Raw genomic sequence first — 15,952 nt, 5'->3', positions numbered from 1 at the left:
GTCTCCTTTGAGACTGTTAACTTTCCAGACTAATTACCGGCACGACGGTAGTGACGGGCCCCACGGGCGTCAATGGGCCGGGCCGGGTCTGTTGCCGGGATTAGGCTCGCCTAAGGCACTCTGGAGGTATGACCGACACGCGTCAGGAGTCGCTGGCCGCACTGCTGGGCGGGCGGGGCGGTGCGTTGGACGCCTCGCTGCCGCCGTTGGCGTTCGTCGTGGGCTGGCTCCTGGGCGGGAACTCGATCGAGGTCGGTGCGCTGGCGGCCGTCGCGTGCGGCGTGGTCGTCGGCGTGGTCCGGGTGCTGCGCGGCGGCCGTCCCCGTGCGCTCCTGCTCTCGGTGGCCCTGGTGGTCCTGGCCGCGTACGTGGCCTTGCAGACCGGCCGCGCGGAGGACTTCTTCCTCGTGCAGCTCTTCCTGAACGCCGCGTCGGCCCTGGTGTGGGCGGCGTCGATCGTCCTGCGGTGGCCTCTTCTCGGTGTGGTCGTGGGCCTGGTCACGGGCCAGAAGTTCCGCTGGCGCCGCGACCCGGACCTGCTCCGCGCCTACCGCTACGCGTCCTGGCCGTGGGTGGGCCAGTACGTCCTCCGCGTCCTCGTCTTCGGCGCCTTGTGGCTGGCCGGCGAGGTCGTCCTGCTGGGCATCATGCGCGCCGCCCTGTCGTGGCCCGTCCAAGTCGCGTGCATCGCCGTGAGCTGGTGGGTCCTCCGCCGCACCCTCCCCTCCGACCACCCGGGCCTCCGCCACCCCCGCACCCCCTGACCCGCGCGAGTCCAACGTTCAGCGCGCGAGAGTCGTACGTTCAGAGCACCTGAATTCAACGCTCACGACGAGCGGTACCCGGGTTCGTCGTGTCTGAGTGTTGAATTCAGGTGTCCTGAGCGTTGGACTCTCGCGGCGTGAGCGTTGGACTCTCGCGGTTAGGTGGGGCGGGGGGCGGAGTCGCCCAGGACTTTCACGGCGGCCAGCCAGGCGGCGCCGGCGGCGCCCTCGGTGGCGACGGTGATCGGGGCCGAGGTGCGGGTGGCCAGTTCGAGCTTCAGGCGCGTGCCCAGGGGGTGGGTGTGGATCAGGCCGCCCATGAGGACGATCGGGGTGCGGGCGTCGGCGGGACGGGCGGCTTCGGCGAGGTCGGCCAGAGCGCGCACGGCGGCGGTGACGATGCGGTCCGCTGACGGTGCGGTGGCGTGCGCCGTCACGAGGGGCGCGTAGGTGGCCAACGCGATCGGGCGGGCGACGTTGGTCACGGTGATCAGCCGACGCCACTGCTCACGCCGGGGCAGGTCGGGGATGCCGGCACGGGCCAGGACGGCGGTCGTCAGGGCGTCCTGATCGTCCTGTTCCAACGCGCCGAGGGTGGCGCGCACGGCCTCGCGGCCCAGCCAGAACGCCGAACCCTCGTCGCCCAGCAGCCACCCGTACCCGCCCGCCGTCGACACCAGCTCGTGGTGCTCGATCCGGGCCGCGATCGACCCCGTCCCCGCCACCAGCACGGTCCCGTCCGGCGACGCCGTGCCGGTCGCGAACGCCGCCTCGCAGTCGGTGATCACCCGCAGCGGGCAGCGCAGCCCGGCGCCCGCCCACGCCGCCTCGAACAACGCCGCCACCGCCGGATCGCTGAGCAGCTTGCTCGACCCGGCCATGCCGAGCACGCCCGACTCGACCTTCGCCGGGTCCAACCCGTCCAACGCCGCCGTCAACGCCTGCCGCACGTGCGCGGCGGCCAGCTCGGGAGGGTGCGAGTTGGGGTTCGCGCCACCGGCCACCCCGGCACCCAGGCGGGCGCCGTCCAGGTCGAGCACCAACGCCCGGGTGCTCGTGCCGCCCGCGTCCAGACCCACCACGAAACCCATTCGCCCGAGTATGCCCAGCACGAACGAGGTCCGGCACACCCAACCGGGTTGTGCCGGACCTGGCTCTGCGTGACGACCGGAACGGTGACGTCACCCCACCGCCAGCACCTGCGCACGGTCACCGGACGCGTTGTGGTGGTGCAGGAACAGCAGGCTGCCGCCCACCGGGTCCCGCCGCACCCGCAGCACCGCACCGACCTCCGCGACGAACGACACCCCGCCCTCGACCGCGAGCCCCGGCCGCAGCGGGTCGAACGACAGCGGTGTGTCGATCCGGTCCACGAACCCGTCCGCGTTCCCCGGCGCCGGGTAGTTCCCCGACACCGCGACCGTGTAGGTCAGGGGCGCGCTCGCCGCCGCCGGGTCGATCCCCAACGCGGTCAACGTCACCGGCAGCACCACCACGTTGCTGTCCATCACGTTGGTGTCCACGTCGCCGTACTGGCCGTTCAACGGCTGCTCGTCCACCACCACGCCGTCCGCCTCGCGCACGGTCCGCGCCAGCCACACGTCCGCCGTCACCACCTCGCCCGTGGTCGGCTTCACGGCCTGCACGGTGTAGTCGTGCGCGCCGTCGCCGTTGGTGTCGAGCCGGACCGCCGGGCTGTTCGCGATGCCGAGCGTGACCCAGTCGTGCCAGGTCACCACCCCGAACGCGAGCATCCCGTCGGCCACCGCCGCCCCGACGTACCGCAGGTCGCCACCCTTGGCCGACGAGTTCACCGCGCAGTCCGCCGGCACGCCGTCCCCGCACGCGGGCAGCTCCGGGCTGGAGCCGTGCAACGCGAGGACGCTCACCAGCGACCGGTACGCCTCGTCGCCCTCGCCCTGGTCCAGCGCACGCCCGCGCAGCTGCACCGTGCCGTCGCCGACGTCGGCCGCCTCCACGTCCGCGACCGGTTCCGGCGCCGCGTACACCGGCACCCGGAGCGTGACGTCGCCGGACCGCACGAGCACCCGCCCGGACACCTCGGCCAGGAACTGCCGCGCCACGTCCGCCTGCCGCTTCTCGATCGTCGGGTCGGCCACCTTCCGCAGGTCCTCGGGCGTCACGGTCAGCGTCACCGAAGCCGTCGCCGTCCCACCCGGCGGCACGAGCACCACCGGTGGCCACACCTCGACCTCCGCACCCGGCACGGTGGTCGCCGCCTCGTAGGTCAGCCGGGCCGTGCGCGGCAGCAGTGACTTGTTCACCACCTCCACCGTCTTCTCGACCGTCGACTCCGACGCCGCCTCGACCGGGCCGAACGACACGCCCACCGTTCCCGGGTCGTCGGCGACCATGGCCAGCAGGTCGACGCCGACCGCGTCCAGCGCGTCGACCCGGCCCGCGCCGACCCGCATCGGCGCCTCGGGCGTGCCGGTGGTGCGGTCGTCGCCGTCGGTCACCTCACCGGACGCGGTGTTCATGATCGCCGCCTTGACCTCCTCGACCGTCCACTCCGGACGTGCCTCGCGCACCAGCGCGGCGATGCCGGCCACGTGCGGCGCGGCCATGGAGGTGCCGCCCATGCTCACCGCGTCGGTGCCGGTGCCGGACGACGCGGACACGATCGTGTCGCCGGGCGCGGCCACGTCCGGCTTGGCCGCCGCGGCACCGCGCGATCCCCGTGACGACGACGGCGTGATCGTGTCGGCCAGGGTCGGGGTCATCGTGGGCACGGCGTTGCGCAGCGATCCGAGCATCCGGACCTGGAGCGTGCCGTCGACCAGCGCGGGCCGCACCGCCTCGGTCGCGGCCCGGGTGAACTGGAACGCCGGGATGCCCGCGTTGCCCGCGATGGCCGCCTTGAACACGTCGCTGGTGGCGGTGAGCAGCACGCCTTCCGCGCCCGCGGCCTCGGCGTGGTCGGTCCGCGCGGCCGAGCCGCACTCCCGGGTCGCGTCGTCCTCGTCCCACTCCAGCCACACGAACCGGCCGTTCAGGTCCTCGGTGATCGGCGCGCAGCCGTCCAGGTTCCCCTGGTCGGACACCGGCACGACGGGCAGCGCGAGGTCCAGCGCCGCGTACCCGGTGTAGCTCTTGCCGTACTGCCCGGACTGCCGCCCACCCGCCACCTCGACCCCGTCGAGCAGCGCGAACGCGTCCCGCGTGTTGGCCACCGCCAGCGCCTCGGGCGTGTTCGCGGGCGAGCCGCCGACGTCGTAGAAGTCGCCGCCGTTGCCCGCCGACGCGACCACCACCACGCCGTGCTCCACGACCTTGCGCACGAACAGGCTGTCCGGGTCGTCCTGGCCGCCGAAGTCGCTGCCCAGCGACAGGTTCACCACGTCGAGGTGGTCGGCGAAGTCGCCGTCGCCGTTCGGGTCGAGCGACCAGTCCAGCGCCTGCCCGACCAGCTCGGTGGACCCGGTGCAGCCGAACACCTTCAACGCGTACAGCGACGCCTTCGGCGCGGTGCCGGGGCCGATCTTCATCCCGGTCAGGGCCTCCGGCGTCACCGTCGAGTAGTCGCCGCGGAACGGGGTGCCGTCGGCGTTCTCGCCGTACCCGGCGGCGGTGCCCGCGACGTGCGTGCCGTGGCCTTGGCAGTCGAGCGGGTTCGGGTCGGGCGCGGGCACCGCCAGTTCCGGCTTGGTCGAGTCGTAGGCGTCGCCCGCGAAGTCGTGACCGCCGACGACCTTGGCGGTGGGCGTCCACGGCGCGGTGCGGTCGACCGCCTCGTACGCCGCCGCGGTGCCGGGCCCGCCGAAGTCGGCGTGCGTGTAGTCGATGCCGGTGTCCACGATGCCGATCCGCAGGCCCTCGCCGTACCGCCCGGTGTCGCGCCACACCCGTGAGACCCGGGTCAGCTCCACCGCGCCCGCGTTGCGCACCGACTTCGGCACGGTCAGCCGCACGGACTCGACCTCGGGCAACGCGGTCAGGTCGCGCAGGCTCGCGGCGTCGGCGGTGACGACCACGCCGGGCACGGCGTTGCGGGTCTTCGCGACCTCGCGGGTCTTCGCGTCCCGGCCGCGCAACACCGTCAGCACCCGGTCGGCCTGCGCGTCGGTGTGCTGCCGGGCCACCCGTGCGGCTGCCGCCGGGTCGCCGCCGCGTGCCTTCTCGTCGCCGTACGCCCGCGTGGCCGGGGTGGTGGCCAGCTCGACGAACGCCGTGACCGGGCCTTTGGCGCGCGCAAGCGCTTGCCCGGACGAGCCGCCGGTGGTGTGGTCGGCGCGGTGGGGCGGCAGCGGTCTGGCGGCCTGGTCGGCTCCCGCGGCGGTGCCGACGAGGAGCGTGCCGAGCAGGGCGGCGGCCGTGGCGGCGGGTGCCCACACGGCGCGGTGGAATGTCATCGCGACCCTTCGTGACCGGGATTCATCGGATCAATACCTGGATAACCCCTAGACGGGGGTAATCGGGAGCGCTATACATCCGATCTATCGACCGGTTGTGGAGGAGGACCTGCCGTGCAGTTGCTGCGCCTGGGACCGTCGGGCTCGGAACGCCCCGCCGTCCGTGCCGACGACGGGGTCACGTACGACCTGACCCCGGTGACCGACGACGTGACCGGCGCGTTCCTCGCCGCTGACGGCATCGCCCGCACCCGCGCCGCCCTCGCCGCCGGCGAACTCCACCCGATCGTGGACGACGGCGTGCGGATCGGACCGCCGGTCGCCGGGGTGGGGAAGCTGGTCTGCATCGGCCTCAACTACCGCGACCACGCGGAGGAGACCGGGTTGCCGATCCCGCCCGAGCCGGTCGTGTTCCTCAAGACGCCCGACACGATCGTCGGGCCGAACGACGAGGTGCTGGTGCCGCGCCGCTCGGTCAAGACGGACTGGGAGGTCGAGCTCGCGGTGGTGATCGGGCGCGAGGCCCGGTACCTGGAGACCGCCGACGACGCGCTGGCCTGCGTCGCCGGGTACGCGCTGTCGCACGACGTGAGCGAGCGCGAGTTCCAGCTCGAACGCGGCGGGCAGTGGGACAAGGGCAAGAACTGCGAGACGTTCAACCCGCTCGGCCCCTTCCTCGTGCCCGCGGCCGAGGTCGGCGACCCGCAGGCGCTGGGCCTGCGGTTGTGGGTCAACGGCGTGCCGCGGCAGGACTCCTCCACCAAGAACATGATCTTCCCGGTGGCCGAGCTGGTCCGCTACCTGAGCTGGTTCCTCGTCCTCCGACCGGGGGACGTGATCAACACGGGCACGCCGGCCGGCGTGGCGCTCGGCCAACCGGAGCCGAAGCCGTACCTGCGGGCGGGCGACGTGGTGGAGCTGGAGATCGACGGGCTGGGCAGGCAGCGGCAGACGCTCGGGCAGGCGTGATGACCGCCGGGACGGACGGGCGCGGCGGACCGGCCGGGACCACCGGTTCGGGCGACGGCGACCGGATCGTCGCGCTGGACGTGCTGGACATCCGGTTCCCGACCTCGCGCGAGCTGGACGGCTCGGACGCGATGAACCCCGACCCGGACTACTCCGCCGCGTACGTCGTGCTGCGCACGTCGAACGGCCCGGAGGGCTACGGGCTGGCGTTCACCATCGGCCGCGGCAACGACGTGCAGGCCGCCGCGATCCGGTCGCTCGCGCACCACGTGGTCGGCCGGCCCGTCCCGGAGACCGCCGCCGACCTGGCCGCGCTGTCCGCGGAGCTGGTCGGCGACTCGCAGCTGCGCTGGCTCGGCCCGGAGAAGGGCGTCGCGCACATGGCGCTGGGCGCGGTGGTCAACGCCGCCTGGGACCTGGCGGCACGGCGCGCGGGCCTGCCGCTGTGGCGGTTCCTGTCCGGCATGACGCCGGAGGAGATCGTCGGCCTGGTCGACTTCCGGTACCTGTCCGACGCGCTCACGCCGGACGAGGCGCTGGACATCCTGCGGCGCGCCGAGCCGGGACGTGCCGAACGGGCGGCGGCCCTGGTCCGGGACGGCTACCCGGCCTACACGACGTCGCCGGGCTGGCTCGGCTACACCGACGACAAGCTGGCGGGCCTGGCGCGGCAGGCGTTGGCGGACGGCTTCGACATGATCAAGCTGAAGGTCGGCGGCAGCCTGGACGACGACGTGCGGCGGCTCGGGCTGGCCCGCGAGGTCGTCGGCCCCGACGTGCGCATCGCGGTGGACGCCAACCAGCGGTGGGACGTCGGCACGGCGATCGCCTGGATGCGGGAGCTGGCGCCGTTCGACCCGTACTGGATCGAGGAGCCCACGTCGCCGGACGACGTGCTGGCGCACGCCGCGATCGCCAGGGCGGTGAGCCCGATCAGGGTCGCCACCGGCGAGCACGTGCAGAACCGGGTGGTGTTCAAGCAGCTGCTCCAGGCCGGTGCGGTGGACGTGGTGCAGCTGGACGCGTGCCGGGTCGGCGGCGTGAACGAGAACGTGGCGATCCTGCTGCTGGCGGCGAAGTTCGGCGTGCCGGTGTGCCCGCACGCGGGCGGTGTCGGGCTGTGCGAGCTGGTCAGGCACCTGGCGATGGTCGACTTCGTGGCCGTCTCGGGCACCACCGAGGGCCGCGTCATCGAGTGGGTCGACCACCTGCACGAGCACTTCACCGACCCGGCCGTGGTGCGCGGCGGCCGGTACGTCGCGCCCGCCGAGCCCGGTTTCTCGGCCCGGCTGCGCGACGAGACCCTGACCGACTACCGGTACCCGGACGGTCCCGTGTGGACCGGGTTGGAGGAGCGGTGAGCGAGTTCGAGGGCCTGGTCGCGGTGGTGACCGGCGGCGCGTCGGGCATCGGCCTGGCGACCGCGCGGCTGCTGGCGGCACGGGGCGCGACCGCGGTGGCGTTGGACCTCAACCCCGAGGTGGACCCGCCGCTGCACGGGATCAGGGTGGACGTCACCGACGACGCCTCGGTGCGCGCGGCGGTCGACGAGGTGGTCGAGCGGTTCGGCCGGCTCGACGTGGTGGTGAACAACGCGGGCGTCGGCGCGCAGGGCGACGTGACCGCGAACCCGGACGACGAGTGGCACCGGGTGCTGGACGTGAACGTGGTCGGCATGGCCCGGGTCGCCCGCGCCGCGCTGCCGCACCTGCGCAGGTCACCGGCGGCGGCGATCGTGAACACCGGTTCCATCGCGGCGTGGGCCGGTCTGCCGCAGCGCGCGCTGTACTCGGCGAGCAAGGGCGCGGTGCACGCGTTGACGCTGGCCATGGCCGCGGACTACGTGCGCGAGGGCATCCGCGTGAACGCGGTGGCCCCCGGTACGGCGGACACCCCGTGGGTGGGCCGCCTGCTCGACTCGGCGCCGGACCCGGACGCCGAGCGGGCCGCGTTGGAGGCCAGGCAGCCGCACGGCCGGCTGGTCTCGGCGGACGAGGTCGCGGGCGCCATCGCCTACCTGGCCGGTCCGCTCTCCGGTTCCACCGCCGGCACCGTCCTCGCGGTCGACGGCGGCATGCACGGGTTGCGGTTGCGTCCTCAAGAGAAACCAGCACAGCCTTAGGAACGAGGTATCCATGAAGCCTCGCAGCATCCTCACCGTCGCGGTGTGCCTGGCGTTGACCGCGTGCGGCACGACCGGCACGACCGGCGCGTCCGGGGTCGGTCCGATCGGCGTCGACTTCCCGCGGGCCGACTCGGACTTCTGGAACTCCTACATCAAGTACACGCCGGAGAAGGCGAAGGCGCTGGGCATTAACCTGATGGCGCCGACGAACTCGCAGAACAAGGTGGAGAACCTGGTCGCCAACGCCCAGTCGTTGCAGAGCCAGGGCGCGAAGGCGATCGTGATGGCACCGCAGGACACCGGCGCCGTCACGTCCACTCTGGACCGGCTGGCCAAGGCGAAGATCCCGGTCGTCACGGTGGACACCCGACCCGACCGCGGCGGCGTCTACATGGTGGTGCGCGCGGACAACCGGGCGTACGGCGAGAAGGCGTGCAAGTTCCTCGGCGAGAAGCTCGGCGGCACGGGCAAGGTGGTCGAGTTCCAGGGCTCGCTGTCGTCGGTGAACGGCCGGGACCGGTCCGAGGCGTTCGCCGAGTGCATGAAGCGGGACTACCCGGGCATCACGGTGTTCGAGGAGCCGACGGACTGGGAGGGCACGAAGGCCTCGGCCGCGTTGCAGACCCGGCTCACGCAGCACCCGGACATCGACGGCATCTACATGCAGGCCGGTGGCGTGTTCCTGGCGCCGACGCTGCAGGTGTTGCGGCAGAAGAACATGCTCGTGCCGCCGGACGACCCGCGCCACGTCGTGATCGTCTCCAACGACGGCATCCCGCAGGAGCTGGAGGCCATCCGCAAGGGCGAGATCGACGCGACCGTGTCCCAGCCCGCCGACCAGTACGCGGAGTGGGGGCTGTACTACGCCAAGGCCGCCGTCGAGGGCAAGACGTTCCGGCCGGGCCCGACCGACCACGGCAGCGAGATCGTCGACGTCGGCGGCGGCCAGCTCGAGGACCAGCTGCCCGCGCCGCTGATCACCAAGGACAACGTGGACGACAAGGCCTTCTGGGGCAACCAGCTCGGGTCGTGATGCCCGCGTTCGCGGTCGAGGCGGCGGGCGTCGACGTGCGGTTCGGGCGCACGGTCGCGCTGGCCGACGTGGGCATCCGGGTGCGTGAGGGGGAGACGCACGCGCTCGTCGGCCGCAACGGCGCGGGCAAGTCGACGCTGGTGTCGGTGCTGACCGGGATGCGCGTGCCGGACGCGGGCGAGGTGCGGTTCTTCGGCGCGCCCGCGCCACCGGTGGCCGACCGGGCGGCGTGGCGGGCCCGGGTGTCGTGCGTCTACCAGCGGTCCACGGTGGTGCCGGACCTGTCGGTGGCGGAGAACCTGTTCCTCAACCGGCAGGGCGCGGTGGTGCGCTGGTCACGGCTGCGGCGGCGGGCCGCGGAGCTGCTGGAGCAGTACGACGTGGCGGTGTCGCCGGCCGCGCGGGTGGCCGACCTGACCGTGGAGCAGCGGCAGCTGGTGGAGATCGCGCGTGCCCTGTCGACCGGCGCGCGGCTGATCGTGCTGGACGAGCCGACCGCGCAGCTCGACGGTCCGGCGATCGAGCGGCTGTTCGAGCGGATGCGGTCGCTGCGCGCCGGCGGGGTGGCGTTCCTGTTCATCTCGCACCACCTCCAGGAGGTCTACGAGGTGTGCCAGACCGTGACGGTGTACCGGGACGCGCGGCACGTGGTGACCGCGCCGGTGGCCGACCTGCCCGAACCTCGGCTGATCGAGGCGATGACCGGTGACCCGGGCGGGTTGGCGGTGCCCGGCGCGTCGGGGCGCGGCGCGGTGGGGGAGGAGGTGCTGGCCGTGCGGGAGCTGTCCGGTGATGCGTTCGCCGACGTGTCGCTGACCGTGCGCGCGGGCGAGGTCGTGGGGCTGGCGGGCAGCGCGTCCAGCGGCAAGCACCAGCTCGCGGAGACCGTGTACGGGCTGCGGCGCGCTTCGGCCGGGACGGTGACCGTGCGCGGTGTGCCGGTGAAGGACGTGCCGAGCGCGCTGCGCGCGGGTGTCGGGTGCGTGCCGCGCGACCGCCACCACCAGGGGCTGGTGCTGAACCTGAGCGTGGCGGAGAACGCGCGGCTGAGCGTGCTGGACCGGGTGGTGCGGCGCGCGGCGCTGCACCGCGCGGGACAGGCCGCGATCACGTCCTACGACATCAAGGCAGACGGCCCGGGGCAGCCGGTGTCCGACCTGTCCGGCGGCAACCAGCAGAAGGTCGTGCTGGCCAGGGCGCTGGCCGCCGACCCGGCGGTGCTGGTGCTGATCAACCCGACCGCGGGGGTGGACGTGAAGTCCAAGGAGTCGCTGCTCGGCGTGGTGGACGCGCGGGCGCGGGCGGGCACGGCGGCGGTCGTGGTGTCCGACGAGCTGGACGACCTGCGGGCGTGCGACCGGGTGCTGGTGCTGTTCCACGGCCGGGTGGTGCGCGAGTTCGGGCGCGGCTGGTCGGACCAGGAGCTGATCGCCGCGGTGGAAGGGATGGGGCGGTGACCGGGCGGCTGGGGCGCTACCAGCACCTGGCGCTGGTGCCGGCGATCGTGGTGCTGCTGGTCGTCGGCGCGGTGGTCAGCCCGATCTTCCTCACCGCGGACAACCTGGTCGCCGTGCTGCAGCAGCAGAGCGAGCTGTCGCTGCTGGTGCTGGGGCAGGCGTTGATCCTGATCGTCGGCAAGATGGACCTGTCGCTGGAGTCGACCATCGGCATCGCGCCCGCGCTGGCGATCGCGCTGGTCATCCCGGCGTCGTCCAACGGGCTCGGGGTGGAGCTGGGCGCGTGGACGGCGATCCCGGTGTGCCTGCTGGTGGGCGCGCTGGTCGGCGGGCTCAACGGGTTGCTGATCCTCAAGCTCGGCCTGTCCGGGTTCATGGTGACGCTCGGGATGTTGACCATGCTGCGCGGGTTGCAGGAGGCGCTGACCAGGGGGCAGACGCTGTTCGACGTGCCCGCGTCGTTCCTGTACCTGGGCGCGGCGACGTGGCTGGGGCTGCCCGCGGCGGTGTGGATCTGCGTGCTGCTGTTCGCGGCGGGGATCTCGGCGTTGAGCTACCTGCGGGTCGGGCGCGCGCTGTACGCGGTGGGCGGCAACAAGGAGGCCGCGCTGGCCGCCGGCATCCGGGTGGACCGGGTGGTGTGGGCGGTGCTGGTCATCGGTGGTGTGCTGGCGGCGGTGGCGGGCATCCTGATGACCGGGCGGCTGGGCACGGTCGCGGTGACCCAGGGCGACGGGATGATCTTCAAGGTGTTCGCGGCGGCGGTGATCGGCGGCATCTCGTTGCAGGGCGGGCGCGGCACGCTGTTCGGCGCGCTGTCGGGTGTGCTGATGCTCGGGCTGGTGGAGAACATCCTGCGGCTGCTCAGCGTCAGCGGGTTCTACATCAACGCGTCGTACGGCGCGGTGATCATCGTGGCACTGGTGGTGACCCGGTTCGCCACGGGAAAGGCGCAGGAGTGATCACGCTGTCCCCGTTGGGTTTCGGCGGCGGGCCGATCGGCAACCTGTACGCGGAGGTGTCCGACGAGGACGCGTTCGGCGCGCTGGAGGCCGCTTGGGACGCCGGTGTCCGGTACTTCGACACCGCGCCGCACTACGGGCTCGGGTTGTCCGAGCGGCGGATCGGCGCGTTCCTCGCCGGTCGGCCGCGCGAGTCGTTCGTCGTGTCCACGAAGGTCGGCCGGGTGCTCGAGCCGGGGTTCGGCGACGGTGACGACCGGGCGAACGGGTTCGCCGTGCCCGCGACGGCGTGGCGGCGGTGGGACTTCGGCGCGGACGGCGTGCGGCGGTCGTTGGAGTCCTCTTTGGACCGTCTCGGGCTGGACCGGGTGGACGTGGTGTACCTGCACGACCCGGACGCGCACTGGGAGCAGGCGGTGTCGGAGGCGGTGCCCGCGCTGCTGGCGCTGCGGTCCGAAGGGGTGATCAGCGCGGTCGGCGTCGGGATGAACCAGTGGGAGATGCCCGCGCGGTTCGTCCGGGAGACCGACCTGGACGTGGTGCTGCTGGCCGGGCGGTACACCGTGCTGGAGCAGACGGGTGCGCCGCTGCTGGACCTGTGCGCGTCACGCGGGGTGTCGGTGGTGGCGGCGGGGGTGTTCAACTCCGGGCTGCTGGCCCGGCCCGAGGTCGGCGACACCTACGACTACCGGGCCGCGCCGGAGTCGCTGGTCCAGCGGGCCCGTCAGATCGCCGCGGTCTGCGCGCGCCACGGCGTGACACTGCCGCAGGCCGCCGTGTCCTTCCCCGCCCAGCACCCGGCCGTGGTCTCGGTCCTGCTGGGCGTCCGCACGGCCGCGGAGATGCGCGCCAACGCCTCCGCCGCCTCCACCCCGATCCCCGACACCCTCTGGCACGACCTATCCCTCCTCTGACCCGCGAGAGTCGTCCCTTCACCTCGCGCGTGTCCTGCGTTCGGAACACGCGTGTCCTACGTTCGGAACACCCGAGTTGAACGCTCGGAACGGTCAGGCGAGGTCGGAGAGCCACTGCTCGACGCCCGCCACGTGCACCGTCGACCAGGCGCGGGCCAGTTCCGGCTGGTGGGCGGCCAGGGCGTCGACGATGGCGCGGTGCTCGGCGACGGTCCGGTCGACCGCGCCGCCCTGCGTGATGCCGCGCCAGATGCGGACCCGGACGGTCGGTCCGGCGAGCGTGTCCAGCAGTTGGGCGAGGTAGGCGTTGCCGGAGCCCTGGGCGATGGCCCGGTGGAACTCCAGGTCGTGCTCGACCAGCTCCTCCACCGACCGGGCGGACTCGGCCGCGTCGCACAACGCCCGCAGCGCCGCCAGCTCGTCCGGTCCGACGCGCTGCGCCGCCATCGCCGCCGCGGCCGGTTCGAGGATGCGGCGCACCTGCAGGACCTCCAGCACGGAGTCCTCACCGCGGTGCAGGTCCAGCACGAACGACAGCGCGCCGAGCAGGTCGTCGGCACGCAGGCTGGACACGTACGTGCCGTCGCCCTGCCGCACGTCCAGCACCCTGACCAGCGACAACGCCTTGACCGCCTCACGCAGCGAGTTCCGCGAGAGCCCGAGCCGCTCGGCCAGGTCGGCCTCCCGCGGCAGCCGGTCGCCGGGCTTCAGCTCGCCCGAGACGATCATCTCCTTGACGCGCAGGATGGCGTCGTCGGTAACTGCCACGGCGGCCCTCGACTCGTCAGCTAAACCTCGGATGTCTGGCCGCCAAGTATGGGCCACGCCGAAGCGCCGCGCGGCCCACCTCGCCGTGCAGCGAAACATTCACTCATCCTTACTCTATTCGGTTATCTTATAACCACACGTGACGCCGTACACCACTTCCGGCCATAATGGTCTGGACCATTTGAGGAGGGACCTTGGACACGGTTGTCGCAGCTCCGCGAGCACTGCTCGGTCGGACCATCACCGGTCCCGTCAGCCTGAGGTTCAGGGCAGGCCGGATCGTGGAGGTCGTCGCGGGTTCACCACCCGACGGCGCCGAGGTGCTGACCGACGGCCTGCTCACCCCGGGCCTGGTGGACGTGCAGGTCAACGGGGCGGTCGGGGTCGACTTCGCCGAGGTGGACCCCGAGGGCATGGCCGCGGTGGCGAGAGCGCTCCCACGATCGGGGGTGACCCGTTTCCTGCCGACCCTGATCACCGCACCCGTGCCCGTCGCGGTGCGTCAGGCGCACGCCGTGCTGGCGGCGTCGGCCACCCTGCCGCCGCACGCGGGCGCCAAGCCGCTCGGCGTGCACCTGGAAGGGCCGTTCCTGTCGCCGAAACGCGCGGGCGTGCACGACCCGGCGCTGATGGTGGCGCCCGGCGCGGCGGAGATCGACGTGCTGCTGGGCGACGAGGTGCTGCGCCGCGGGTTGCGCATGGTCACGCTCGCGCCCGAGCAGCCGGGCGGCCTGGAGGCCGTGCGCAGGCTGGCGGAGGCGGGCGTGCTGGTCGCGGTCGGGCACAGCGACGCGACGGGTGAGCAGACCAGGGCCGCCGCCGAGGCGGGCGCCCGCATGGTGACGCACCTGTTCAACGCCCAGCGCCCGCTCGGCCACCGCGAGCCGGGCGTGCCGGGGGTGGCGCTGGTGGACGACCGGTTCACGTTGGGCCTGATCGCGGACCTCTCGCACGTCGGCCCGGACGTCTGCCGGCTGGTGTTCAACGCCGCCGGTCACCGGGTCGCGCTGGTCACGGACGCCATGGCCGCCGCGGGCATGCCGCCTGGCCGGTACCAGCTCAGCGGCCTGGACGTGCTGCTGACCGAGGACGGCGTGCCGCGTTCGCCGGAGGGCACGATCGCGGGCAGCGCGTTGACGCTGGACCGGGCCGTGCGCAACATCGTGTCGGTGGGCGTGGACCCGGCGGACGCCCTCGCGTCGGCCACCGTCGTCCCGGCCGACGCGATCGGCGAGCCCACGCTGGGCCGGCTGGAGCCCGGCGCCGTGGCGGATCTCGTCTGGTGGGACGACGACCTCCGGCCGCGCAAGGTGTGGGTCGACGGCGAGGTCGTGTTCGACCGTGAGGCGGCGTACGAGAACGCCGCGGTCGGCCTGGCCGCCGCCGGCCAGTAGCCGCACGGGGAAGAGGCCCGGGGGGATCACCCCTCGGGCCTCTTCCCGTGTTCTGAGCGTTGAATTCAGGTGTTCCGAACGTAGGACACGCGCGTTCCGAACGTAGGACACGCGCGAGGTGAAGGGACGACTCTCGCGGGGGTCAGCGGGTGCGGGTGACCTTGTTCAGGCCGCGCGGGTTGTCCGGGTCGCCGCCGCGGGCCAGGGCCAGGCCGTGGGCCAGGCGCTGGATCGGCAGGATCTCCAGGATCGGGGCGACCTCCTCCGAGGTCTCGGCCACCGGGATGCGCAGGGCGGCGGACACCTTGTCCGACGCCGAACCGACCGCCAGCACGTCCGCGCCACGCCCGTGCACGGCGTCCAGCACGTCGTGCAGCGCGTCACCGCCCTTGCCGGCACTGGTCACCGCCAGCACGGCCGTCTCCGCGTCCACCGCCGCCACCGGCCCGTGCAGCAGGTCCGCCCCGCTGTACGCCCGCGCCGCCAGGTAGGACGTCTCCGCCAGCTTCAGCGCCGACTCCAGCGCCGTCGGCAGCGAGTAGCCGCGCCCGGTGGTCAGCACCCGGTCCACGAACCGGTACCGCCGCACCGCCTCGGTCACCGCGTCCGCCGACGAGTCCAGCGTCGCCCGCGCCAGGTCACCGAGCCCGGCGGCGGCCGAGCCGTCACCGCCCCGGATCGCGTCCACCAGCAGGTACAGCGCCAGCAACGTCGCCGAGTACGTCTTCGTCGCCGCCACGGCCTGCTCGACGCCCGCGCCGACGTCCACCGACAGCTCGGCGGCGGCGTTCAGCGGCGACGACGCCGTGTTCGTCACCGCCACCGTCAACGCACCGCGGGCCCGCGCCGACTCGGTCACCTCGAGCAGGTCCGGCGACCCGCCCGACTGCGACACCGTCACCAGCAGCACGTCCCGCAGGTCGGGCTGGGCACCGTACAGCGTGGTCGTGGACGGGGACACCAGCCCGGCGGGCAGCTCCAGCAACACCTCGGTCAGGTACTTCGCGTACAGCGCCGCGTGGTCGCTCGACCCGCGCGCGGCCAGCAGCACGAACCGCGGCCGGCGCTCGGCGATCACCGAGGCGACCGACGCGATGGCGTCCCGCCGCGCGTGCAGGTCGGCGAAGATCGCCGGCTGCTGGTCGATCTCGGCCGCCATGTGCCCGCCGGGCTGGTGGTCGGTCATCGCAAGT

The 15,952-nt window shown here is 73.1% G+C and carries 13 protein-coding genes; 9 read left to right on the top strand and 4 right to left on the bottom strand.

Annotated elements, in window-relative coordinates; all coding sequences use genetic code 11:
* Positions 1–128: 128 nt before the first annotated feature.
* Positions 129–764, top strand: coding sequence for a DUF3159 domain-containing protein (locus tag B0I31_RS37230; protein ID WP_106620079.1), 636 nt, complete (start codon positions 129–131; stop codon positions 762–764).
* A 158-nt stretch (positions 765–922) separates the two neighbouring features.
* Here B0I31_RS37230 and B0I31_RS37225 read toward each other — a convergent pair whose 3' ends face one another.
* Both B0I31_RS37225 and B0I31_RS37220 read right to left on the bottom strand, forming a co-directional pair.
* Positions 923–1,855, bottom strand: coding sequence for an N-acetylglucosamine kinase (locus tag B0I31_RS37225; RefSeq protein ID WP_106620078.1), 933 nt, complete (start codon positions 1,853–1,855; stop codon positions 923–925).
* Between the two features lie 90 nt (positions 1,856–1,945).
* Entirely contained in the window at positions 1,946–5,137 is a 3,192-nt protein-coding gene (locus B0I31_RS37220) for a S8 family peptidase (protein ID WP_106620077.1), read from the bottom strand.
* A gap of 114 nt (positions 5,138–5,251) precedes the next feature.
* Here B0I31_RS37220 and B0I31_RS37215 point away from each other — a divergent pair, with 114 nt between their 5' ends.
* Genes B0I31_RS37215 through B0I31_RS37185 form a run of 7 tightly spaced genes read left to right on the top strand, consistent with a single transcriptional unit; the run spans position 5,252 to position 12,597 of the window.
* Positions 5,252–6,106, top strand: a complete 855-nt coding sequence (locus B0I31_RS37215; protein WP_106620076.1) for a fumarylacetoacetate hydrolase family protein — start codon at positions 5,252–5,254, stop codon at positions 6,104–6,106.
* Positions 6,106–7,467: an enolase C-terminal domain-like protein gene (locus tag B0I31_RS37210; RefSeq protein ID WP_106620075.1), complete on the top strand. Its 1,362-nt coding sequence runs from the start codon at positions 6,106–6,108 to the stop codon at positions 7,465–7,467. The genes B0I31_RS37215 and B0I31_RS37210 overlap by 1 nt, the downstream gene beginning before the upstream one ends.
* Positions 7,464–8,228 (top strand): SDR family NAD(P)-dependent oxidoreductase, encoded by a 765-nt coding sequence (locus B0I31_RS37205; protein WP_106620074.1) that lies wholly within the window; start codon positions 7,464–7,466, stop codon positions 8,226–8,228. Before B0I31_RS37210 ends, B0I31_RS37205 begins: the two co-directional genes overlap by 4 nt.
* A gap of 13 nt (positions 8,229–8,241) precedes the next feature.
* Positions 8,242–9,264, top strand: a complete 1,023-nt coding sequence (locus B0I31_RS37200; RefSeq protein WP_106620073.1) for a sugar ABC transporter substrate-binding protein — start codon at positions 8,242–8,244, stop codon at positions 9,262–9,264.
* On the top strand, positions 9,264–10,721 hold the full coding sequence (locus B0I31_RS37195) for a sugar ABC transporter ATP-binding protein (protein ID WP_106620072.1): 1,458 nt from the start codon (positions 9,264–9,266) through the stop codon (positions 10,719–10,721). Before B0I31_RS37200 ends, B0I31_RS37195 begins: the two co-directional genes overlap by 1 nt.
* Positions 10,718–11,683, top strand: a complete 966-nt coding sequence (locus B0I31_RS37190) for an ABC transporter permease (RefSeq protein ID WP_219910980.1) — start codon at positions 10,718–10,720, stop codon at positions 11,681–11,683. Before B0I31_RS37195 ends, B0I31_RS37190 begins: the two co-directional genes overlap by 4 nt.
* Positions 11,680–12,597: an aldo/keto reductase gene (locus B0I31_RS37185; RefSeq protein WP_106620071.1), complete on the top strand. Its 918-nt coding sequence runs from the start codon at positions 11,680–11,682 to the stop codon at positions 12,595–12,597. Before B0I31_RS37190 ends, B0I31_RS37185 begins: the two co-directional genes overlap by 4 nt.
* 93 nt (positions 12,598–12,690) lie before the next feature.
* Here B0I31_RS37185 and B0I31_RS37180 read toward each other — a convergent pair whose 3' ends face one another.
* The gene (locus tag B0I31_RS37180; RefSeq protein WP_073886999.1) at positions 12,691–13,365 is read right to left on the bottom strand and encodes a FadR/GntR family transcriptional regulator; all 675 of its coding nucleotides are present in this window, start codon (positions 13,363–13,365) and stop codon (positions 12,691–12,693) included.
* Positions 13,366–13,559: 194 nt separating this feature from the next.
* Here B0I31_RS37180 and nagA point away from each other — a divergent pair, with 194 nt between their 5' ends.
* On the top strand, positions 13,560–14,759 hold the full coding sequence (gene nagA, locus B0I31_RS37175) for an N-acetylglucosamine-6-phosphate deacetylase (RefSeq protein WP_106620070.1): 1,200 nt from the start codon (positions 13,560–13,562) through the stop codon (positions 14,757–14,759).
* A gap of 142 nt (positions 14,760–14,901) precedes the next feature.
* On the opposite strand, the gene B0I31_RS37170 is transcribed toward nagA, so the two are convergent.
* Positions 14,902–15,945: an SIS domain-containing protein gene (locus tag B0I31_RS37170; RefSeq protein ID WP_106620069.1), complete on the bottom strand. Its 1,044-nt coding sequence runs from the start codon at positions 15,943–15,945 to the stop codon at positions 14,902–14,904.
* Positions 15,946–15,952 lie beyond the last annotated feature (7 nt).

Origin of the sequence: Saccharothrix carnea, assembly GCF_003014735.1 — a bacterium.
Lineage (GTDB): Bacteria > Actinomycetota > Actinomycetes > Mycobacteriales > Pseudonocardiaceae > Actinosynnema > Actinosynnema carneum.
The sequence above is the reverse complement of the archived record's forward strand: the minus strand, read 5'-3'. Positions and strand labels throughout refer to the sequence as shown.

Coding starts and splice junctions, on each gene's coding strand:
- B0I31_RS37230 (WP_106620079.1), top strand. CDS start 129: ATGACCGACACGCGTCAGGAGTCGCTGGCCGCACTGCTGGGCGGGCGG.
- B0I31_RS37170 (WP_106620069.1), bottom strand. CDS start 15,945: ATGACCGACCACCAGCCCGGCGGGCACATGGCGGCCGAGATCGACCAG.
- B0I31_RS37210 (WP_106620075.1), top strand. CDS start 6,106: ATGACCGCCGGGACGGACGGGCGCGGCGGACCGGCCGGGACCACCGGT.
- B0I31_RS37220 (WP_106620077.1), bottom strand. CDS start 5,137: ATGACATTCCACCGCGCCGTGTGGGCACCCGCCGCCACGGCCGCCGCC.
- B0I31_RS37195 (WP_106620072.1), top strand. CDS start 9,264: ATGCCCGCGTTCGCGGTCGAGGCGGCGGGCGTCGACGTGCGGTTCGGG.
- B0I31_RS37225 (WP_106620078.1), bottom strand. CDS start 1,855: ATGGGTTTCGTGGTGGGTCTGGACGCGGGCGGCACGAGCACCCGGGCG.
- B0I31_RS37200 (WP_106620073.1), top strand. CDS start 8,242: ATGAAGCCTCGCAGCATCCTCACCGTCGCGGTGTGCCTGGCGTTGACC.